The following is a 21,485-nucleotide window of genomic DNA, read 5'->3' as shown; positions in this document are numbered from 1 at the left end:
ATTAGGCAAGGCTAAAATAGTATCATTATGAAATGTTCATTTTATGTTCGCCTTTCGTTCGGAAATGAGAAACGGTCTTTGTAAGAGCGGCAAAAAGTTAGGGGTACATAGATATTACTTCCTGTCCTACAAAACAGGAGAGGATGATTGTGATATATGTCTATTTATGAAGCAATTTACAAATCGGCTGAAACTGAAGAGATGGTAACGGTTAGTAATATTGAACAACACGAAAATTTCACTGAAGTGAAAAAGAATTTGTATTGCAGCTACGATGGGTGTACTGCTAGGCTATCATACGTTCCTAAAGGAAAAGTGAGGGCTCATTTCAAAACATGGCCTAAAGAAGATCACATTCATGACTGTGTGGACTATTTCGAGAGGGTAGCGACAGCAAACAAACAAAAATCAGTGGCTACTTCTACTATGGAATTAAGCGAAAAACATGTTAAAAATGTGCTTGATAATTTGAAGAAAAAGAGGAGAGAACAACAGTTGGGGAACGGCAAACTGAAATCTAGTAACAAGAAAAAGCCCAGACCCACAGTAGATTCAAATTCTGGTGAGAATACTGTTCTTAACATTGTTCCTACAACAGGCCCGAATGCTGATTTGGCAAGCGGAGAGAACAATGTTAGAGAACCTTCCGTTAGAAATAGGTCTCTAATTAATTTGACTGATGATGATTTAGGTTGGGTTAGAAGTATTGAGGGTTACCTTCAAAATGTTGATGTTGTTGACAAAAGGGTTGTACTTGAGTTACGTAATGGTAATCTTACCCTAAAGGTTTACTTCGAGGAGTTCTTCTTTGATAATGCTCCAGTTAACTTCAGAAGATATTTTGAAGATTTGAAAAATTTGGTGAATGGGTATAAAGAGTATTTGTTTTCAGGTGTTGGTTTAATTGAGCGGCGAAATGAGCAATATGGTATGTTAATTAATCGTGGTAATGATTTTTATATTAATGACCAATATATTGCTGTCTTTCTCCATAATACGTCAGCTTGAATTTAGGTGATTTAAAGGGCCGTCTTATACTGGACGGCTCTAATACTTGCTGTTTCGCTCGTGAATCATATTACAATTAACGGCTAATTTTTCAGAAAAAGCTCGCATGTGCCTATGGTTACATTGTACGTACCATTGGAGCAGGGCAGGACACACTCCGATTTGAGTATGATGGACTCTACGAGTTTATTTGCAATATAGAAAGTATGTAAGGACTAGGGGATGTAAATGGAAAGTTAGTGTATAATTGATACACTAACATATCGGGTTTGGATCAAGCAGGTTGTATACACAATATGGAAATATACCTCATGAAGTTTCTGACATGATGGCGCGTATTGCCGTAGTCGGTTAAGAAAACAAATTGAGAGATATATCAGAGATATATCATTCTAATTATTGTAACTACATAAATAACCAGCTAGTTATAAAGTCTTATTTTTGAAATCGACAGTTATAATTTTGCTTGTAGTTACAGTACTATATTCCGGAGGTTTCAAGTGCTACCAGAACAGCTTTCATCTATTTTTCGTATAAAACAAAAATCCTACAAAATGGTTTTGATCCTTTCACTCATCGAGTATTACGAACAATCGCGATCTTTATTTTTCCCGCTTAGCGTAATCGCTAAGCGGTTTTTGGCATACTTCCAAGAAAACAGTAGGAACAAAGTGGATTCACCTCCCTCAAGCAAGGCGATTCATTGGAATGAATTCACCTTGTCGCAAACTACATCCTTGCTTAAGACACCACTGGAGGCGCTATCGGCCATCCTAGAAGTTGATCAAGATCAGCAAACGATAACATTTCGTTCTGATATATCCGACAAACTAGACGACAAAGTTATTCAAGAGTTAAAGGAGTACGCTTTGAAAGAGTTACAGAATTATAATGATAAGCTAGGGAAGCCAGCATTCTCCCTCCATAATGCTCTCTCTGAAATCATGAACAGTTACATACCAGCCAGGAACCAAGTATTTGCCGGTCATCCGCTAGGTGCTCTTTTCAGACAGGCGATCCCAGAGCATCTAAGGTCACTTTCTTTTATAGACCCAGACTATAAGATTCAGGGTTCCGTTGGTCAAGGGAACTGGGCGAACATTCCTTGGATCGCGGTAATGGATAAGCGCATTACGGATACAACGCAGCATGGCGAATATATCGTTTATCTATTTTCGGAGGATATGGAGTCTGTCTATCTTACCTTAGCCCAAGGGGTTACTGTACCGAAGGATGAGCTCGGTAAGAAAGAAGGGTACCAATACCTCGAGCACAAAGCTGCTGAGATTCGAGAGCTCATTCCGTTGGAGGGTATGCATAAGGACGATGGGATTAATCTAACGTCAAAAAGCGGACTCGGTCGCGATTACCAGGTCTCTACGATTGCGTATATCCGCTATGATCGTGAGGCTATTCCAGATGACGATCAGTTGCAGTCCGATCTAGAGAATGTGGTTTCTAACTATAAAATGTATGTGAAACATGTTTTGCAGAACAAGAACGCAGACGAAGAAATAACAGCCCCTGAAGAGAAGGAGAGCCCATCCTTGAGTTCGTTAACCGTGTCAGAGCAGTTAGAGCAGATTAAGTCATTCATCTCCCACCGCGGGTTCCACTACCCGCATGGCCTTGTAGAGAACCTATATGTCTCCCTAAAGACAAAACCATTTGTCATCCTGGCAGGGGTATCAGGTACTGGGAAAACCAAGCTCGTGAAGCTATTTGCCGAAGCGATGGGGGCCACCGCGGACAATGGCCAGTTTACGCTGATTCCGGTGCGGCCAGACTGGAGCGATCCTTCGGATTTGCTGGGATACAAAGACTTGTCGGGGGTGTTCCGACCTGGTCGCTTGGCAGAGGTGCTAGTAGAGGCGTCTCAACCAGAGAATCAGCATAAGCCTTATTTTATCTGCCTGGATGAGATGAACTTGGCACGGGTGGAGTATTACTTTAGCGATGTACTCAGTGTCATCGAGACGCAGGAATGGAGACAAGACCGAATTGTTACTTCCAAGCTCATCAACCGGGAGTCCTTGCTGCAGGAGGAGCAATTACTGTATGGAGACTTATCCATACCGGATAATGTTTATTTGATTGGCACAGTGAATATGGATGAGACGACACATCCTTTCAGCAAAAAGGTGCTCGATCGCGCGAACACCATTGAGTTTAACTATATCAATTTACAGCAATACCCGAGTTTAGCCATTCATGAGAAGGAAGCAACAGATCTACCGGTCCATAACTCGTTTTTACGAAGCGAGTATTTGCAATTGATCGACGTTTATTCCGAGTATACAGAACTAGTACATGCCACAACTGAGAAGCTAGTGAAGATCAATCAAATCTTAGAAGAGATTCATTCCCATGTTGGGTTCCGGATTCGGGATTCGATTTGCTTTTACATGGTTTACAATCAACGTTTTGAACTGCTTTCGGATGATGAAGCTTTTGACTTGCAGCTTCTGCAGAAAATCCTACCGCGCGTCCAAGGCAGCAGTTTATCGGTGAAGAAGGTGCTTCTCAAGCTCCTGCAAGGGGCATTAGGAAGAACGTTACCTGTGTCAGATCTAATGGATGATGCATCGGAGATTTATCTGAACTGGAACGACAACCAAGAAGAGGACAAGGCGAAGCATCCGCTAAGCGCTCGGAAAATCGCCTTTATGCTACGGAGGTTAGAAGAAGATGGATTCACCTCTTACTGGCTCTCTTAATCAGAGCGTGGAATTACTGCGAGTTGAGACCAATCTGTTCAACCTCTACATTCAAGGTAAACCGTATCATCCAACGGTGGAGTCTATGCAACTTCATCGTCATAATGATGGGGAATGGATCGATACAAGCCTCCAGGTTCAATCCCTTTCGAGTGAATTAAAAATTGAACAGATTTCTATGTTCTCGCCGGAGACAGGGAAGCTTATTTCATGGCAGATGGGGGAGAAGAGCTGGCCGCTATTTTTCGAGACACAGTCGTATGAGCTTGTGGTGGAGAAAAAGCAGCCGCTGGCTCTAACCTTCCATCATGAGAATGCCAGTGTCAGGCAGGCAATTAAGCCACTTGGGCAGTCGATCCTGTCGGGGATCCTGAACTTTCAGAATGAGGTTGGTTTAACGGATTTGGAGCTTCGTCTGGGTGGTCAGGCTATTTTTCAGCTGCAATTAGAGGTTTTCCCTTCCAAAATGGATTATAAGGAAGATTATCAAGCGATCCTTAGCGACGTGAACCGGCAGATTTATAATTTGTCATTCGATTTCCTTCGTAAAACGTACCATCTCACCGGTTTAAAGGAAACGAAGAACCAGAGTTTGACGGAGTTTTTTACGATTTTACAGCATGTGTTTGAACAGCTTGTCCAGGCCGTAGAACGAATCCAAACTTCGCCTAACTATAAGTTGGTGAAAGAGATGCGGAAGGTGGAGGCAGCTAGAGTCAAGAAGAGTGGTAAAGAAAACATAGCTTACCTGACGAAACACCCGCATTTACTTCGGCATGATGACAGGATTGGTTTTATATCGGTTAATGGGCATTCGCTGTACCCTAATCATGCTTTGGAGACGAAAAGACAAATCCAATATGATACGATGGAGAACCGTTTTGTGCGGTGGGTGCTTGAACGCATATTAAGCAAATTAAAAGAACTGAAGCTCAGACTGTCCGGAAAGTCTCGGTTGCAAGATCCACTTCTCATGAGGCGAATAGGTTCCATGAAGAACCAGCTACAGCGATTGCTAAGTCTCGACTTTCTGAATGTTGGTGGGATGAAGCAGCTATCAGTGTCCCTAGTATTGCAGATGGCACCTGGATACCGGGAAGTGTATCGGAATTATCTGATGCTTATGAAAGGGCTGTCCATTCAAAGCGACTTGTTCCGGCTCTCGATGAAAGACTTGGCGCAGCTGTATGAGTATTGGTGTTTCTTGAAAATCCATGATGTTCTCAGCCGGAAATACGAGCTTCTTAAGCAAGATATTATTAAGGTGCAGCGCACGGGGATTTTTGTGACATTGGATAAGTCGGCGAAGGCTAAAATGGTGTACCGCAACCCGAGTAACGGGGAAATGTTTACGCTCTATTACAACGCACTTCCGAAAGGCGATCGGAGCGCTACGCTTGGCCAGAAGCCGGATAATGTGCTAACGCTTAAGAAGAATGAGGCTGCAGTGGAGTATAAGTATATTTTCGATGCTAAGTATCGGTTGAATCCGGCATACGAGGGTACCCCTTATTATGAAAAATATAAGCAGCCAGGTCCCGAGGAAGAGGATATCAACACGATGCATCGGTACCGGGATGCGATTGTGTATGCTGAAGGGCAAGGACAAGAGTATGAGCGGAGCATGTTTGGCGCCTATGTGCTATTTCCGTATCATGATGAGGAGAAATTCCGGGAGCATCGTTTCTATAGAAGTATCGAGCTCGTTAATGTGGGTGCTGTTCCATTTCTGCCGAATTCGACCGAGCTTATGGAAGCGTTCTTAGATGAGATCATTAGAGACAGCCCGGAGAAAGCATACGAACGCTCCACAAGACCACGAGGCACGAAGAACTACTACCAAGATAAGTTGGCTGGCAAAAACATGCTTGTCGGTTCGTTAAGGGAGCCTTCCCAGTTGGAGCAGGCACTCAAACTGAACTTTTATCATATGCCACTAGAGAACGTGACAGATCACAAGATTCTCACGCAGATTGAATACATCGCTCTGTATCAATCGAAGGGAAAATTCGCCTCTACGGAAGAGACGGGGATCCATTGGTACGGACGTGTCGTGGATTGGAAGGTTCTGCGTCGCAAAGAAATTACCGAACGTCCGGCAAGACGAGGCTCTGAAGAGAAGTTATATGTCAAATTTATAATCGATCAGTGGATCAAACGGGATCAACCGATCGTTTCTGGCGGGAGAGGTATCTATACCGCTTTGTATACATCGAAGTACATGTTTGACCGAGCTCTGGAAATCGCGGAACTAAAACTTGAGACGGAAGAGGACCTGATAAAGTGGCGCGAACAGAGACGTCTAGGTACGGTCAAGGTGGAGCTTGATCATGATCAAGTGGATTTGGCGAAGCGGGTGCTGGGGATTCACGGTTCGGACAATTTTAATCAATGGGAAGGTTAAACCGTTATGGCGAGAACATATAAAGCCGAAGGGCGACAAATCGCATATGTGCTGAGAGGGTTGTTTACAATCCTGGCTCTCTCGTTGTATTTTATTAACCCTAAGTTACATTGGGGTATGTTTGTGGGTGTGTTTTTCGTAGGGCTAATTATTGCAGAAGTTGTTGGGGCTGCTTGGACACGAAAAAGGAGAGCGAAGAAGAAGGCTGGGATTCGTAACAACTAGGATTTCTTCTAGCACAGCCACAACTTCGTGTGATACGAAAACGCGTCATCCAATATCAAGACTATGGATAAGCGTGCGGATGCTCAACTCATAACTGCAGACATCCATAAACTGTTGGGGACGGACTTTGAAAGACTGATGGAGATGTATTACAAAGACCAAGGGTATACGATTGACAGAGTAAAGGCTAAGAATTAATCATCGAGTGAAATTTAGAGGGCTGCTAATAAGCAGCCTTATTGTTGTTTGTTATTGCCCTGGTAACTTGCTTATATAACTTAAATACTTATTGTTCAATAACTTGTTAGTCTGAGTTTACTTCTTCTATTCAGAATGTGAAGTCGTTGCTATTAGGAGCATATGAATGATATTTAGATGGGATAGAGAGAGGGATGATTACTGAATATGTCGATAAAATTCATTCTTTGGGGTAATGGGGATGGGTTCATGAATCTTATTACGTGAATGATGGCTCTGTGTAGTGGGGGAAGATTGCTACAATTCCCCAAAAATCAAGTTCAGCAACTTTGATCCACTTGCGTTTTGTATATTACATAAAAAGGAAACAGTCTAAAGGCCTTTGGATGTATCCCCGTATACTTGGAGAAAGGGAGCGGTGCGCTCAATCCCTCTCATTTTTATTTAAAAGTAACGTTACTTGTTCCTTAAGTGACCATGAGCAGATCAATTCTCAATTTCCTAATAAGTGTTCTTTGATAAATACTTTAACTGCTCTCCGATACCAAGCCTTTGTAATGGAACATTACAGGTAATGTGCTTCATCTCAAGGAGAGGTATAAGATATTCACGATATTTCTTTCCAGCATAAAAATCAATTTCAGTCACATCTAGGTCACTAATTGCTTTAAAGACTTGCTCTGCCCAAGCCTTTCGTTGAGCAGACTTCAGTTTGTTTAGAGTAATATCATAAGGATCAATAATTTGATCTTTTGTGATTAATCCATATTTAGCCGACATAATGTACCAGTCCATATATTCACGTTGTTCAACAAATCGAACAATATTGGAAAAAAAAGGTGATTTACTGTACATTGTTCGAGCATCGCAAGTGAAATCCTGTTTGATTTTTGTACAACTGACAAGTGCGATTTTAATCAAATTAAACACCATCCTTGTTCAAGAGTGTTTCACCAAACTGATAGGAAGCAATAGCTATCATTTCTTTCTCAACAGCTGGTAGCGAACCAGGCAATCCTGATAGACCAATTTGTCCTTCAAACCATGGCGCGACGTAAAAGTTTACGGATTCATTTAGGATTGGTGGATCATACGATGAGAACATAGCTTCGGCCCACCGTTTATATTTTTTCTGTGGCTTCTGATAACCTTCAAAACCGAATAGAACTTGGCTAAGATCCCCGATATGGTAGGCGAGTCCATCTCCCCATCTTGCAAACATGTGAAAGTTTCTTCGGATATTTTTAATATTAGCACTGATTTCATTCTTAACACCTTTTCTTTCAGTCTTGCCAATATACAACGGTTTGAAATTGTCTGAATCTCCAGTACCCATGACATAGATGATACCTTCCCAATATGGATTTTTGATATTAGATTCTATAACATCGATTACTCCCTGCTCCATTAAGGAAGAACGTCTTAACAGACGTCTATCTTTATCCTTCACAACTTTAACTTTGGTAACTACTTGTAGCGATCCTTCGAATGTCTCAAATAACGGAACAAATACATGACCTTGATTAGATTTAAGCCATTTAGTAAATGAAATCATCGACGATTCCCCTCACGATTTAATAGAGACTTTGGATAGGTGTCGGATACTAAACTCACTAACTGATATTCCACGGATCCAATTGTGCAGGGAAAACCAGGTATTGGAGAATGGGTCAAATGGGTATCGACTATCACCTGTAATTTTGTATTATGCTTGAGGCTTCCATGTTCATTAAATAACAACTTTCTCCATGTAGCATACAGACCCTTCGCTTTGATAAGGCCACTAAGATGCGACCTCCACCGAGTAATAGGAGCATTACTTCGCCCAATATATATAGGGGTTAATTCTTGCTCTTCAGAAATGATATGCAATATATAAATGGAATCTGTAAAGCTTACCCCGTTGAGTAGTTGCTCTAAGCGCGTTATGATCTTAGTCGGGTCAATTACTTCATTTACAGATGTAAAAGAAACAGAGTAGTTTTTGTATGTACTATTCCATTGTTCTAATAAATCTTTTTTCGTCATTATGTCCCCCAAGTTAGCTTTAATCGGATTATTAGAGAAACTAGTAAACGGGTTGCATAAACACTTTATCCACATATTTATAGTATTCGAATAATCCTTGAGATCCATAAGGGGCAATGATTTCATCATCATCAAGCTCTATGTACCTCTGGCCAGTAATTGATAATTCTTGCTTGATTGGATTGATTTTCTGCAAGTCCCCGACGGTTGTAAAGGAATAAACCCAAATGCTTAAATCAATTATTGAGTCACCAGCTGTGACGATTAATTCGTTTATGCCATCTTGATCAAAATCATGGAGAGCCGCTTGAATTTTATAACCCTCCTGTAATTCCCCGTATTCGTCGAATACTCCCGTATCACCAGACAAGTCAAGTTGCCAACCCACGGGAGTAGAAGGGAAGATCATCACAGCCTTAGTCCCGTTAGGGTGATCTAGTCCTAGAACTAATTCAGCCTCCGTTGTACCAAATCTTATAGGCAAAGTCACATCCGGCGCACCAGGTTGCCACTCAACTTGAGATAAATTCTTTCCTTCAGGAGAACGAATTAATGAGTCGGACGTCGGAATATCTAGGGCCGCATGATCTGGCAGTGTCTCAACATTATTCGGTGTAACTTCTTGCTGACTATTGTGTGAAGTAGTTGTAGTTTCCTCGTTGTCAGGTGGAATGTTTAAGCTATCATCCCCCTTGTTCTTTTGTTCCTGATGCTTTTCCTCGTTGCTCTGTAATGCTTGGGAAGTATTTAATTGGTCACTTGTTTTTCCACAGGCAGATGTCACTGTAAGGATAAAAATAAATGCGATTAGTATTGCTAGTTTTTTCATTTCTTGATTTTGTCCTTTCTGATAACATGTAGGTATTATCATCCAATAGGGATTGGCAATATTATCTATTATATTTGATCGATAATATTTGGAAAGTATTTTATTAATCTTTTATCGCCAACGTTCCTAAGTGATGTAATCATTTAATACTGATTGGAAAAGGAGCAAGCTCATATGCCCATCGAACTAGGAGTGTGGAAAATCAATGAAAAGGTGGAGAAGATCCATTTTTCAAGTATAGAAACCGAGCGTAAGCTCGAGGATGTCATTGCCGATGATATTAGCATTATTGACCCTTCCTTGATGCTTATCGGCAGGCAGATCAGTACGGCGTTCGGTAAATTCATCGACATCTTAGCGATGAATGCCGAAGGTAATTTGGTTGTAATTGAGCTTAAGCGTAACAAGACGCCTCGTGAAGTTGTTGCGCAAACGCTGGATTATGCCTCCTGGGTTCAACAGCTAGATTACACGGATATCATTCGTATTTATAGTGATAAAAATCCAGGAAAGCAGCTGGAGCAAGAGTTTGTAGATCATTTCAAGACTGATTTTCCTGATGCCTTAAATGAGCTGCATGAATTAATTATCGTATCAGCTGAGCTGGATCCATCCACTGAACGCATTATTAATTATTTGACGACCTTCGGTGTACCTGTTAATGCTCTCTTCGTCCATTATTTCAAAGATGGAGATAACGAGTATTTAGCTAGGAACTGGCTTATTGATCCCAACCAAGTAGAAGCGAAAGCTTCCAGCGTGACGTCCAAAAAGACAGGAAAGGCTCCTTGGAACGGAAAAGACTATTACGTTTCCTTGGGAGACGGGATTCATCGGAACTGGGAGGATTGCAGACGATACGGCTTCATTTCGGCTGGACAAGGAAGGTGGTACAGCAATACACTGAATCTCCTTAAGCCGGGTGCCCGGATCTTTGCGTGTATTCCTAAGGTAGGGTATGTTGGTGTAGGTATTGTTGAAGATGAAGTGGTGCCAATCAAGGATTTTAACGTGTTAGTTGATGAGGAGAATATTCCGCTTCTCGATGCAGATTTACAGGTCAGCATGGATAAGGATGTCGATGATCCTGATCTCTGCGAGTACGTGGTGCGCGTGGATTGGATTAAGACGGTTCCGAAGCATGAAGCTATCTGGGAAAAAGGGATGTTTGCAAATCAGAACTCAGCATGTAAATTGAGAAACCAGTTTACTATTGAACGTCTCACTCACCATTTTCAAATAGATGAAGAATAGTAGGGTATATTCATCTAGGAGTTCGTGAGGTATTGATACCTCCATCTAAATCGACGACTTAACATAGAGAGCCAAGGCTAGACAAATATCATTAGCCTCGGCTCTTCATCATCACTTATATTCAATCGGTCGATCACGTGAATTGATTGCTTAGGTCATCTTGTATGAGCTATTCCGTGCGAGTGCTTTGCCGAAGGCGGTGAGTAAGCGAGCACTAATCACCAGCCACCCTCACCATGGCTGTTTGTGGTAGACATCGGGATGGTAGGAATCGGCTTTGATGGATCGGTTATAGTTAGGCTACCCGGTAATACCAAAGCTCCAGTGAAGCTAAGGATGAGTGAAAACACCACTAATTTTTTTTTCATTGCGATAATAAACCTCCTTCATTATGGCGGCGTATTTTTGGAGATCTACATGACTTAACTTATGTCGGATATGCTCAATCGTCGTGCAGCATCTCACGATGTTAGCTGTACTATTAATTTTATATGAGATTTCCAAACTCTCCAATATATATTTCGATCCTTTTTGAATGTTATCCTTCCATATGTAATACTTACCGAGATCGGTAAGAAAATTGGCAAAACGGTCATCTATTATATATTCTGTATAACTTCCGACTCCTCCCCCGCGTTTGAGATGGTTTAAGATCAATTTTTCGAATCTATCAAGATATTGATCGATTTCAAAATGATACATATTAGCTGCCTGAATGATTTTAAATAAAGCCTTTAGTATTTCGTTTTCACGGGAGGATAGATAATCGATATACGGTTCTAGCACATCTGTATTACCTTTCATTAGTTCATATAAATAACGGTTACCTTTTGCCCATTCCCGAAATTGTTCTTTGGTTATTTCGGCAGCTTCATCTGATTCTTTAACCCAGCTTTGATCCTCGTAACAGGATACATAATAAAGTGCTTGATCATAGTCATCGTTTTCAGCTGCTATCGAACCTAACAGCAAATCAGAGTACAAAATATAGCCGAACAAAGGCTTGGCTGGTCGTTTAAGTCTACTGCTAGGTCTGGCTTGTTTATGTTTTTGAGAATATAGTACTCTGGAGATACGTCCCATCTCCTGAATATAGTATTTCGCCTTATTCCATTTACGTAAAGATAATAACGTGTTCGCTAAATCTTTTAGTGCATCTAATTGTACTGCATCAGGGAGCCGTTTGACATAGTTTTCAAACTGTATTGTGCAGTCCAGGTTATGTTCCTGATCAGAGTTTAAGGAGCAAGTAAATATTCTGTATTGACACATACCCAATCGCTCGGCATGTTGGTATTTTTCACTTTCGGCAACCTTTTTGTAAATGATCAGGGCCGCTTCTCGATTTCCCTTATGGTATAGTGCTTCTGCGGTATCAAAGAGCAAAGATGAATACGTTAAATTATCCATCATCATTCCAACAAGCTGATCTAAGCATTTGAGTTTATTTAGTTCGGCACAGCGCATGATAAATGGGCCAAGTCGTCTCCAATTAGGGGATGACTGAATCATGCATTCATACGCATATAAGGAATAAAAATATCCCTCTTCCAATTTCATAGCTTCAGTAACTAAATCAAGGTTGGAGACGGAAAGGGGCTGTTGCCCTTTGATGAATCGGCTCAGTGTTCCTGAATTAATTCTTGATTTATTTGCAAACGCGGAAATGCTGAGGTTTGTCTTCTTCAGGTATCGTAATAGTTCCGTACTTATCGTTGTGTCTGTAGGTAACAAAGATATCCCCCCTCCAGATTCATATTCCATATTCAGGAAAATGACGTATATAAGTAATTTAATGTATAAATACACCATTGGTCAATAACTTTATTGGGATTTGATTTAGGAATGTTTCTGTTAGCGTTGTTACACTTAACTTTGAAGGATAGGAAGGACGGTTTAATGAAACGCTTATTAATGATGATGATGCTCTATATGACTGACTTCTATTCTCTTAACAAGCGGTGATAAGGAGCCTAATTGGGAAACGATGCAGTTTCTAGACGAACAGGTGGATGAAATCTGGATTTCAGCTTTCGAGACATGGGGCGAGATGAATGGGGATACACTGGCTTTTACTGTTTTTAATTTACTATTTGCTTGTTTATATTTGTTTCGTAAAACGTTAGGGAGTGAATTTTACAGATGGATTGTCCATGATAGTTAAATATTGCTGGTGTAAAAGTAACGGTAAAAACAAACATGACTATTTATTTTTTCCAATGCTATCTTGTGTGTGAAAACAGAAGGTGGGCTAGCTGGTAAAGTGAGAGGATCGTGGTTTCGTAATCGCGTGTCCTTATTTCTTAAACCTCTCATTGAGGGGATCATTCTACCTAAAGTTGTTGTAACATTGGGGGAAAAGGCTACCAAGTCATTATTACATGAGTATGGTTATAAGGGTGTAAACTTTAAGGAATTGGTGGATTCACCGATTATCGTCGGTAGGAATACAGCAGTTTTTCCGGTGTTCCATTGATACCTAAGGACAAGTAGAAATTATTTTTTTCTAAACAGATATTCAGTGCAAGCAAGCAGGACGAGAATAATAAAGGATAAATTAACCCATCTATTCGCCCCATTTTTTAAGGTATGTCCGTGACTCCCTTCATCCTCCCACCTATAATAATGGTCATATTACTGAGAATCCCGCTCGTAATAAAGTCCCGCTATTAACTGAGAAAAAGATCCTAGTTTTAAAGTGACATAGCAAGGCCTCAAGAACCTTTTCCATATAATTCAAGTGGAGTAAAATATTTAAGTTAACTATGATCGGAGATCGGGTTCAATCCCGGAAGTAAGATGGTGAGGTTGTTATGAGTAGAATTTTGGTGACACCGGAGATGTTGCTGCACGTTGCATTGCAATGCTCCAGGGCGCATGAACAGCTGGAAGCAATGATACACATGCTGAACCAGAACATCCATATGCTGGAGTCTGCCTGGGAAGGTACGACGAGATCCCGTTTTTATGCGGATTTTCAGCAGGCGCATCGGGAGATGACGCAGACCACGGAGCATATCCATCGGACAAGCCTGGAGCTCAGAGGGATTGCCCAACGATTTAAGTCAGCAGATGAGCGGGGACAACCGATCCAAGTTGCTGGGCATGTGCTGGGAACATTCCCTATGATGAGGGGACCCGCAGGCTATAGTGCCGTAGAGGATGCCGGGAGAAAAGCGGAGGAAGCCTGGAATTCGGTGCAACAGGAAGCCGGGAAGGCATGGGACACCGTGAAGCAAGAAGCAGAGGAACTATGGGAGGGCGTAAAGATCGGGGCCGCCCAGTTAGGGAACTCATTAAAGGATACGGCGATATCCTTGTACGAAGATCCGCTTGGAACCGGGAAAGACATGCTCTATAATGCAACCATCGGGACGGTCGAGGATATTTGGGACACAGCGGCATGGGCCGGCCGTATGGTTTTTAATAACGAATATCGTGAAAAAATCGTGGCAGACACAATGAAAGAAGTCGATTCAGCAGGCGGCTGGTCCAATTACTTGGGTCAACAGTCGGCTATGATTCTTGGAGGCGCTATTCTCAACCGTGCTGGAATTAGGGGTAGAGGCCCGCTGAATAATAAGCATGATGAGCTTGGTGGCGGTAATAGCGGCGGTAGTGGTAGTGGTAGTGGTAGTGGTAGTGGTAGTGGTAGTGGTAGTGGTGGCGGCGATCGTGGCGGTGATGGTGACGGTAAGAAGTCGGGGGATGAGGGTACGAGTAATGCCATGGGCAACATGATCAACGACATACGAACAAAGACACCAGATCAATTGCTCAACGAAGGCTGGCAGGATGTAACTGATCCAAGGAAAGCCGAGAATACCATGTCTCGGGAATATTATAATCCGGAAACAGGTGTAAAAATCAGTTATGATCCAGGAAAGAAAGGTGCAACAGGATTTGAAGCGGTAGACCATTACCATATCCACAATCCGAATTATACTGATAAAAAAGTCGATTATTTTTTTGATATTGACGGAAATCCTGTGGGTAAAGGTTCGAAAGCTTCTCATATTGTAATAAAGGACGGTGAGTAAGTATGAAAATAGCTAGTTTTATTGAAGAATACGATTTGCATGACAGTCTATTGGAAAATATTAGTATTAACGGCGAGAAACTGGTTCTCGATATCGATCTCTGTAATTGGAGACAAAAAAATTACAGTCCCGAGGAAGATGAAATGAAAGTAATTAAGGTTACTTTTGAAAATGTACAAAGTTATCATTTAGATTCAACAAATGATACGGTAGATTCCGATTCAATCTTGGAGATCAGTTGTACGGATGTGGATTCTTCTTCAACGTCGAAAGACATAAAAATCGTCTTTGAAGGTGAAGGAGATATAAAAATAATGACATTTAGAAGTGATAATGTAACTGTAGAGTAATTAGTATAACCTTGATCGAGTGCTCGTCACTCAGTCAAGGTTTTTCTTTTGCCCTATAAAACCCTCTTCCTTAAACAATAGAACGCGCTAAACTCGAAACTCGTGCGCTCGGCATACTGAATCAGCAGATGAAGAAATAGATCGTTTTTGGTCACAAATACATGAACCTCATGCGCATAGTGTTTATTTCAAATAAAGTAACTCATGAACGTAACCAACATTTTACCGGCGTGTGAGGGAATATAAGGTAGGAATGAATAAGTAAACCTTGATTTAACGCCTTGGAACCAGTAATACTTAATATGGAAGAATAACGCTTATACATTACCGATAAACCACGCATGGCATTTAAAGGAGGTTTACACATATAGTGAATGTATTCAAAAGCATAAAAAGAAGATATTCTTCGATCAGACAAAAAAATATCTTCGCAATAATGTTCTTTTATTTTATATTAGAACCATTATTTGTAGGGATGTTTTTCTGTTTCATGCTTGGCGTATTAACGCGAGGGAATGGTATGGTCATATTGATTTCACCTTTTATATTAATCCCATTGTCCTGTGTACTGTGGGTGTTACTTGATAATAGAGATATTGATTTTTTAAAAAGAGCTAAGGTAGCACTTGAATGGAACCAAGCAATTGCAAGTAGTGTTTCTTTGTTCGTTGCGATTTATATTATAGTAGTTCCAGAATCAGATTTAGGGTTTCTAAGATATTTGTTTTCACCAGCATCAGGTGACGACGGAATTACTTCTCGAGATGCAGCAAACCTTGTTTTTCTAACACTTTCATTTCCATTCGTGATTAGTTTCACTTTTGCGAAGGCCACTATAGAACATATTCTGTTCAGAAAAGAAAAAAGCCAGAGTTATACTGATGAAATCAATAAATCTAAGTCAGTCAGTTAGTTGGGCTATAAAATACTTCATGTACAAGCGCGGCGCATACGAAAACCACCGGAGTATTAAACCTATTCTGATGTGGGTGTGACGACGGCCGACGATGGTGATGATTCAAGCCCAGAAATCTACGGCGATAGTTTTGGTGCTGGCTTTCCTGCTTTGCTTGCCATCAACTAAGGAAATACCGGGCCGGGATTCGCCTTGAAGGAAACTAAAAAAGGTAATTTCGGCTTATTATATTGATGCTATAGCGATATAGGCAGTTACAGGGACTAGAAATAGGTCATTATCCGATCACGGGCAACCTATTTTGGTTAAATGCTAAGTCAATTCTTTAAGCAAAAAAAGGACACCAAGTCCTAAACAGACCTCGTGCCCTTGAATCAACAGATTCATATTTTTCGATGGTTATTTCGCGAATGTGTCCGGCAGCCTCAGGGAAACGACAGCATCGTCAGTTTCCTGCAACCCCGCATCGCTTAGAAATTGCTCGCGAAGCTCCTTTTTATTCTTACCTAATGCATACTTAACGCTAATATCAACGACGTTGCCATGCGAACGAAATGCGGGGAATTGGTCCAACGAAAAAACAACCGCATTCGCTTGATACGTCTTCGAATCATCAGCTCCGCAAGGAGAGTTGGAATCATCCGGGCATAGGTTTACGGTAATGGGAAGGTGCCGCGGATTGTGTTCGGCTATTTCTCCATTGATGGAGCCGTCGATGTACTGGATGCTGATTTCCCGATCCTTCCTCGTATTCTCGACCGCAGAAACGACATACAGCCGATCCGGAACGGCTTGATTATTCTGATTGACGGCATCTTTTACCAAGAAAACGTATTGGTAGCGGATGCTGATATTTTCTTCGATCTCCGAGATTTCTGTCAAAGGTTCCGTGTTCACTGAACCAGCGGATTTGATCCCTTCCAAATCATAGATTACGCTTAAAATCGATTCGGGGTCCGTATTCTGCGGAACGGTTTGTTTGACGGACGTGCTGCAACCGGTAAAAAGGGCAGCCAAGGTCATGAAGATGGCTATGAGACACCTGTGCTTTTTGAGAATCACGCCTCTCTCAATCCTCCTACAACTGCATGTACGATCATTTATAATAAATGAAGCTATCAAAAATAAGTTAATGGAATTCATGGCATAATGCAAGCGAGGACGATAGTTAGGAAGGGTGAAGGTGAAGACGGAACATATATCCTTAATGGCCTGCGATATAAGTTACCTTTAACCGAAAGATGATACCTAAAGCGTAGCGTAGTCCGACTAGAATGGAAGGAAGTGCACCAGGCAGAACGACTCTCCAAAAGAGCGAAGTTGAGGGCAGCCCGTATACGTCCCCCATTTCGATCAATCCGTTGTCCACGGAGAAGCGGATGCTGTCCAGGGTGTTGATGTAGACTGGGAATAACACGCCGATCGCAACCAAAAGTATTTTCGACTCCTCGCCAATGCCCAACCATAGACCGACTAATGGAATCATCGCCAGATGAGGAACATTTGAATCGTTGTATCCAATAATTTTTTGGGGATGGACGATAAGCCATTAATAAAGCTAAGTACAAGAACGATCCCCCCGCCGATTAAGAAACCAATAAAGGCTCTTTGAAAGCTGATCGAGATATGTTCGATTAATTCCCCGTAAACAGTAGCTCCCTGAAAGAATATAAAACGTCTTGAGGCAGGGGGAGGATTTTTCTCGATATCACATCAAGATTGGATAATATGGACCACAGAACATTAGTAAGATGGGGAGAACCCAAAGCATGCATTTTCCGAACAATGGATTGGAAACGAATCTTCCCATCACTTCAACTCACCTAACTTTCAAAAATAGAATGATCAAAAATAAAAGGCCACAACTCCAGCAGAATATCCTACTGAAGCTGTGACCTCCATTTGAATGGTCGGAATTAGAGTGACACTTAAATATTGAGTTTGAATTAATCCAGATTATTAAAAATCATCTCCAAGGTGATGATGAGCCCCACCAACCAGTTGCAATTTTTACAAAAAGGTAATTTCCCCCCCCAATGGTTGGTAAAAGTGAGGTATCGATGGTGTGTGGTGTATAACGGTAAAGAGAATAGGTGGCTCTATTATCTACCCAAACATAGTTTTTGTACGTAACTCCGCCGGAAGTTACAGATTTACCAAAATTTATACTTGTAACAGTGCCATCAGGTAGCTTTATTGGGTATCCAGATGATGGTGATTGGGTATAACGATTTTTAAGAGTTTGTGTCCCACCAGAAATTTGATAATTAAACCCGCCTTTTGATCGATCATCACCAGAATCGGTTGCTCCATAACCCATTGCATAATAGAACCGTCGAGAACTATAATCAACGGATCCTGGCTTAGCAGAAATTAGAGAAGATTCCTTTTGCAGAGTTGCCAGTATAACCTTGGGATTGACTCCGTTTGTTGTGGCGGCTGTACTAATTGCTGAAGCGGCATTGATGGTATGACCATTAAAATATGGATTACCATTCGAGTCTAAATAATAGATTAGAACAACATTTTTCAATACTGAGTCTCTATTCTCAAAGAATGTCTGAATAGCTGATGAGCTCATGGTTGAAGAATTGGTAAAGTCAGCATCAGTTATTAGAGTATTCATATTAACTCCCGAAATAACTGTACTTTCATATGCAAAGGGAACTATGGGATAGGGAATAGGAATGTTTTCTGATGTGTCTAATGGAACCTGTTCGTTTTCATTAACAAGGTTTTTTTCATTCACAAAAGCCGAGTTTGCATAAGTTTTAATACTTAGAGAATTAGTTTTTTTGTCAAGCTCATAAATCTGCATCCCATTATACGAATCTGTTGAAGATATCATTTCGCCGTCTGCGTCATACTGATAATTAATTACATTACCATCGCTATGGAATTCGTTAAGAATATTCCCGTTTTCATCGTATAACATTACGTTAACGTCTCTGTTGGTCAAAACGTATTCCTTGATCTGATTAATAGAGGATAACATTTCTTGTTGTGGTACAGCGATTTGATCAGCTGATGCTAGATTTGGCATCAATAGGACTAAGGCAATGACCGAAAAAAATAATTTCTTCAAGATCCCAACTCCTTTTGGCTAAATATGGTATAATACTAATACAAATTACATATTCTTCTTTTTTATGGGAAATCCTTCCTTTGTTTAAAATTTTTTATAGGGGTGATTCATATTAACTTAAAAAAAGTTTTGTTATGCGTTGTTCTTGTTGTTTTGATCCTAACTTCCTGTTCGCCAAGAAATCAGGATCAAATAGAAGAATCCGTAAAATTGGATATGATAAATATTTATATGTACCGTAATGATTCCAGTCGCGTTCAACCCGAACTGATCAATGTTCAAAGTGACCCTGATTTGCTGAGGAATGCCGCACAATGGGCACAGAGTGGAGAACCCGAACAACTGCCTAATATTCAAGAAATTAAACAAATGTATGTCTTTCAGTTTCAATTTCGCAACGGAGATACGATCCAAGATGTCTATTATATGTATGTTACCGACACGAGTAATGAGCAGTACATGAAGGAATTTGAAGGGGGTCTTAAAAAAGATACGGACAAATTTGATGCTTCAGAAAAAGAACGTATACTAAATTTAGTAGGACTTGAAGGCTGGAAAAAGGTTTCAGCATCAGAATTATTAAATTCATGATTGTTAGATTGAATAAATTAAATGTATTCGTTGCGAAGCGTATCAATGTTCCCTAGAAGAACTCGCAGAAGCTTGTTGAACGATATACGTCGAGGAGGTTGACCCAACTTTTATGAAAGCGAATATGGAAGGACTTCTCCGCGTATTAGGAGAGCATCACGAGGAGGCCCACGGCATTCCGGAGGCGGACATTCAAGCCAAGGAACAAAGCCTGGGTTTCCCGTTGCCGACGGTACTTCGGGATTATTACAAGATTTTGGGAAGTTCCCCATATATCACTCAAGGGTGCAATAACCAATATGAACCGCTCCCTCTGCAGGATGTGTTCATTCCCGATGACACTTTTTTTACGACAGACAAGGCGTTTCTGATCTTCTATCAAGTAGAGGAGTCTGTGATATATTGCGGGATCCGAATTCAGGATTTGGAGCAGGAAGATCCACCGGTCTATTTGTGCGCGTGGAACTCTCCCGACTGGCAGCTGGAAAATCGATCGCTTCAACGTTTTCTCGCTGGCAAGGGACTCGTTCAGCTGGGCGTTGAGGATCGGCTGCCGTATTGGGCTATATTCGATGAGAGCATGTGGAGCTTGCCCGACTATCGCGGATGTATGCGTCTGGAGGAACCGGAGCATGAGATAGAGGAAGGATCGGAGCTGAATGCGTGGAAAATCTATCTGAAGGACGATGTGCTGATCGTGTTTGAACTTGACATATCCGAAGAGGAGACGGATGAACTGTTGGCTGTTTACCTGGCGTCCTTTCAGAGAACGAGCATGGAGAATTTGCTGAACGAGATGGGGAAGGCAACTGACTTACCTTCATTTCGAACGAATCTGTCAGCTCAGTGAGGGTTCAGCTGGACGGTAGGAAGTGGAGGGATGGCGTAAACCATTTGCATATTATTGAAGTAAGATTCTCGTTTGCATAGCCTCGAATGCTGACTTCTGAAAAAGATTTTGAGGCGACTAATGGCTGTTCTTGAAGAATGCCTATCATAAGCGCTTCCCCGTCCTTTGGGGAAAATATATTTCTAAATTCGTTTGCATCTCGAGAGAGGTGCTTTTTTTCGTTTTCAGATCCTTACGATCCCTTCACCAATTACAGCAAGATTTGAAAAGTAAGGGCAGGCTATATTTGTTAAGTTATATTCGACAAACATAAGGAAGGGGCCGTAGCAAAAAAATTCAAAATAACCTCAATGGATGGTTGGAGTCGAAAACCTGTCATGTCGAGAAAAGACTTGGCGATCATGTTATTAATATCTAGAAGTGGAGGAATCATCGTGAATATAGAGCACAATAAAGAGGGAAGTAAATCAATAATAACACCACATGTTCTCAAACGGTGGTCAGGATTTATGGCAGTAATAGCAGGGATACTATATATCGTCATTCAGTTTATCCACCCGACAGATGATATCTCTTCTGTGCACACAAACTCTTGGGTAGTGGTTGCATGCCTGACTATGGCTATGTCGCTCTTTAACCTGATCGGAATTACGGGATTCTATATAAGCCAAGCGAAAGAAACGAGGTGGCTTGGCTTGGTCGGTTTCCTTTTGTTCAATCTGTTCTGGTTAATCTCAATCATTTTTAGTTTCATCGAAGCATTCGTTTTGCCGTTGTTGACAAGTGATGCTGAGAAGTTTGTGGAAGGAATGGTTGGGCTCTTTGGAGGAACGGTTAGCGAGGTTCATCTGGGGATCTTCCCAATATTAGCGCCGCTCGCGGGAGTATTGTATATGCTAGGAGGTCTGTTGCTAGGCATCGCCACATTACGTGCCAGAGTCTTCCCTCGCCTAGCAGCAATTCTGCTGGCCTTCGCTTCTGTAGTGACCA

Annotated in this window: 17 protein-coding genes; 10 read left to right on the top strand and 7 right to left on the bottom strand. The window is 41.4% G+C overall.

Going from position 1 to position 21,485, the window contains the following annotated elements; genetic code table 11:
- Positions 1–156: 156 nt before the first annotated feature.
- From HMPREF9412_RS23740 to HMPREF9412_RS23730, 3 genes are all read left to right on the top strand, one after another.
- The gene (locus tag HMPREF9412_RS23740) at positions 157–1,008 is read left to right on the top strand and encodes a hypothetical protein (protein ID WP_009594323.1); all 852 of its coding nucleotides are present in this window, start codon (positions 157–159) and stop codon (positions 1,006–1,008) included.
- A gap of 500 nt (positions 1,009–1,508) precedes the next feature.
- Positions 1,509–3,725 (top strand): MrcB family domain-containing protein, encoded by a 2,217-nt coding sequence (locus HMPREF9412_RS23735; protein WP_009594340.1) that lies wholly within the window; start codon positions 1,509–1,511, stop codon positions 3,723–3,725.
- A gap of 85 nt (positions 3,726–3,810) precedes the next feature.
- Positions 3,811–6,129, top strand: a complete 2,319-nt coding sequence (locus tag HMPREF9412_RS23730) for a restriction endonuclease-like protein (protein WP_009594338.1) — start codon at positions 3,811–3,813, stop codon at positions 6,127–6,129.
- Between the two features lie 924 nt (positions 6,130–7,053).
- Here HMPREF9412_RS23730 and HMPREF9412_RS23720 read toward each other — a convergent pair.
- The 3 genes from HMPREF9412_RS23720 to HMPREF9412_RS23705 all read right to left on the bottom strand — a co-directional run bounded on the left by HMPREF9412_RS23720 (position 7,054) and on the right by HMPREF9412_RS23705 (position 9,409).
- Complete coding sequence (locus HMPREF9412_RS23720) at positions 7,054–7,473, bottom strand: DUF6884 domain-containing protein (RefSeq protein WP_254664106.1); 420 nt, start codon at positions 7,471–7,473, stop codon at positions 7,054–7,056.
- A 1-nt stretch (position 7,474) separates the two neighbouring features.
- The gene (locus HMPREF9412_RS33120; protein WP_009594345.1) at positions 7,475–8,107 is read right to left on the bottom strand and encodes a hypothetical protein; all 633 of its coding nucleotides are present in this window, start codon (positions 8,105–8,107) and stop codon (positions 7,475–7,477) included.
- Between the two features lie 513 nt (positions 8,108–8,620).
- Positions 8,621–9,409: a hypothetical protein gene (locus HMPREF9412_RS23705; RefSeq protein ID WP_036673349.1), complete on the bottom strand. Its 789-nt coding sequence runs from the start codon at positions 9,407–9,409 to the stop codon at positions 8,621–8,623.
- 174 nt (positions 9,410–9,583) lie between these two features.
- On the opposite strand from HMPREF9412_RS23705, the gene HMPREF9412_RS23700 reads away from it, so the two are divergent.
- The gene (locus HMPREF9412_RS23700; protein ID WP_009594333.1) at positions 9,584–10,663 is read left to right on the top strand and encodes an endonuclease NucS domain-containing protein; all 1,080 of its coding nucleotides are present in this window, start codon (positions 9,584–9,586) and stop codon (positions 10,661–10,663) included.
- Positions 10,664–10,993: 330 nt separating this feature from the next.
- Here the strand turns inward: HMPREF9412_RS23700 and HMPREF9412_RS23695 are convergent, their stop codons facing one another.
- Positions 10,994–12,397 (bottom strand): helix-turn-helix domain-containing protein, encoded by a 1,404-nt coding sequence (locus HMPREF9412_RS23695; protein ID WP_009594350.1) that lies wholly within the window; start codon positions 12,395–12,397, stop codon positions 10,994–10,996.
- Between the two features lie 1,079 nt (positions 12,398–13,476).
- On the opposite strand from HMPREF9412_RS23695, the gene HMPREF9412_RS31805 reads away from it, so the two are divergent.
- The 3 genes from HMPREF9412_RS31805 to HMPREF9412_RS23675 all read left to right on the top strand — a co-directional run bounded on the left by HMPREF9412_RS31805 (position 13,477) and on the right by HMPREF9412_RS23675 (position 15,966).
- Positions 13,477–14,703, top strand: coding sequence for a WXG100 family type VII secretion target (locus tag HMPREF9412_RS31805; protein ID WP_009594337.1), 1,227 nt, complete (start codon positions 13,477–13,479; stop codon positions 14,701–14,703).
- Positions 14,704–14,705: 2 nt separating this feature from the next.
- Complete coding sequence (locus HMPREF9412_RS23680; RefSeq protein ID WP_009594339.1) at positions 14,706–15,053, top strand: hypothetical protein; 348 nt, start codon at positions 14,706–14,708, stop codon at positions 15,051–15,053.
- A gap of 370 nt (positions 15,054–15,423) precedes the next feature.
- On the top strand, positions 15,424–15,966 hold the full coding sequence (locus tag HMPREF9412_RS23675) for a hypothetical protein (protein WP_036673345.1): 543 nt from the start codon (positions 15,424–15,426) through the stop codon (positions 15,964–15,966).
- Between the two features lie 402 nt (positions 15,967–16,368).
- Here HMPREF9412_RS23675 and HMPREF9412_RS23670 read toward each other — a convergent pair whose 3' ends face one another.
- From HMPREF9412_RS23670 to HMPREF9412_RS23660, 3 genes are all read right to left on the bottom strand, one after another.
- On the bottom strand, positions 16,369–17,031 hold the full coding sequence (locus tag HMPREF9412_RS23670) for a hypothetical protein (protein ID WP_009594334.1): 663 nt from the start codon (positions 17,029–17,031) through the stop codon (positions 16,369–16,371).
- Positions 17,032–17,173: 142 nt separating this feature from the next.
- On the bottom strand, positions 17,174–17,461 hold the full coding sequence (locus HMPREF9412_RS33720; protein WP_441295382.1) for an ABC transporter permease subunit: 288 nt from the start codon (positions 17,459–17,461) through the stop codon (positions 17,174–17,176).
- Positions 17,462–17,935: 474 nt separating this feature from the next.
- Positions 17,936–19,054: an RHS repeat domain-containing protein gene (locus tag HMPREF9412_RS23660; protein ID WP_009594346.1), complete on the bottom strand. Its 1,119-nt coding sequence runs from the start codon at positions 19,052–19,054 to the stop codon at positions 17,936–17,938.
- A 216-nt stretch (positions 19,055–19,270) separates the two neighbouring features.
- Between HMPREF9412_RS23660 and HMPREF9412_RS23655 the strand changes: the two genes are divergently transcribed.
- From HMPREF9412_RS23655 to HMPREF9412_RS23645, 3 genes are all read left to right on the top strand, one after another.
- A complete protein-coding gene (locus HMPREF9412_RS23655; RefSeq protein ID WP_254664107.1) occupies positions 19,271–19,645 on the top strand; it encodes a hypothetical protein in 375 nt (124 codons plus the stop codon).
- Positions 19,646–19,757: 112 nt separating this feature from the next.
- Complete coding sequence (locus tag HMPREF9412_RS23650) at positions 19,758–20,495, top strand: SMI1/KNR4 family protein (RefSeq protein WP_009594344.1); 738 nt, start codon at positions 19,758–19,760, stop codon at positions 20,493–20,495.
- Positions 20,496–20,929: 434 nt separating this feature from the next.
- Positions 20,930–21,485, top strand: a 556-nt coding sequence (locus tag HMPREF9412_RS23645) for a hypothetical protein (protein ID WP_036673341.1), incomplete at its 3' end; no start/stop codon positions are given.

The organism is Paenibacillus sp. HGF5, from assembly GCF_000204455.1.
Taxonomy (GTDB): domain Bacteria; phylum Bacillota; class Bacilli; order Paenibacillales; family Paenibacillaceae; genus Paenibacillus_AQ; species Paenibacillus_AQ lautus_A.
Note: the sequence above shows the minus strand (reverse complement) of the source record. Positions and strands in the feature narration are given on the sequence as shown.

Excerpts from the sequence above, each read along its gene's own strand:
- HMPREF9412_RS23740 (WP_009594323.1), top strand. The coding sequence starts at position 157 with ATGTCTATTTATGAAGCAATTTACAAATCGGCTGAAACTGAAGAGATG.
- HMPREF9412_RS23730 (WP_009594338.1), top strand. The coding sequence starts at position 3,811 with ATGCAACTTCATCGTCATAATGATGGGGAATGGATCGATACAAGCCTC.
- HMPREF9412_RS33120 (WP_009594345.1), bottom strand. The coding sequence starts at position 8,107 with ATGATTTCATTTACTAAATGGCTTAAATCTAATCAAGGTCATGTATTT.
- HMPREF9412_RS23705 (WP_036673349.1), bottom strand. The coding sequence starts at position 9,409 with ATGAAAAAACTAGCAATACTAATCGCATTTATTTTTATCCTTACAGTG.
- HMPREF9412_RS23700 (WP_009594333.1), top strand. The coding sequence starts at position 9,584 with ATGCCCATCGAACTAGGAGTGTGGAAAATCAATGAAAAGGTGGAGAAG.
- HMPREF9412_RS31805 (WP_009594337.1), top strand. The coding sequence starts at position 13,477 with ATGAGTAGAATTTTGGTGACACCGGAGATGTTGCTGCACGTTGCATTG.
- HMPREF9412_RS23680 (WP_009594339.1), top strand. The coding sequence starts at position 14,706 with ATGAAAATAGCTAGTTTTATTGAAGAATACGATTTGCATGACAGTCTA.
- HMPREF9412_RS23655 (WP_254664107.1), top strand. The coding sequence starts at position 19,271 with ATGATAAATATTTATATGTACCGTAATGATTCCAGTCGCGTTCAACCC.
- HMPREF9412_RS23650 (WP_009594344.1), top strand. The coding sequence starts at position 19,758 with ATGAAAGCGAATATGGAAGGACTTCTCCGCGTATTAGGAGAGCATCAC.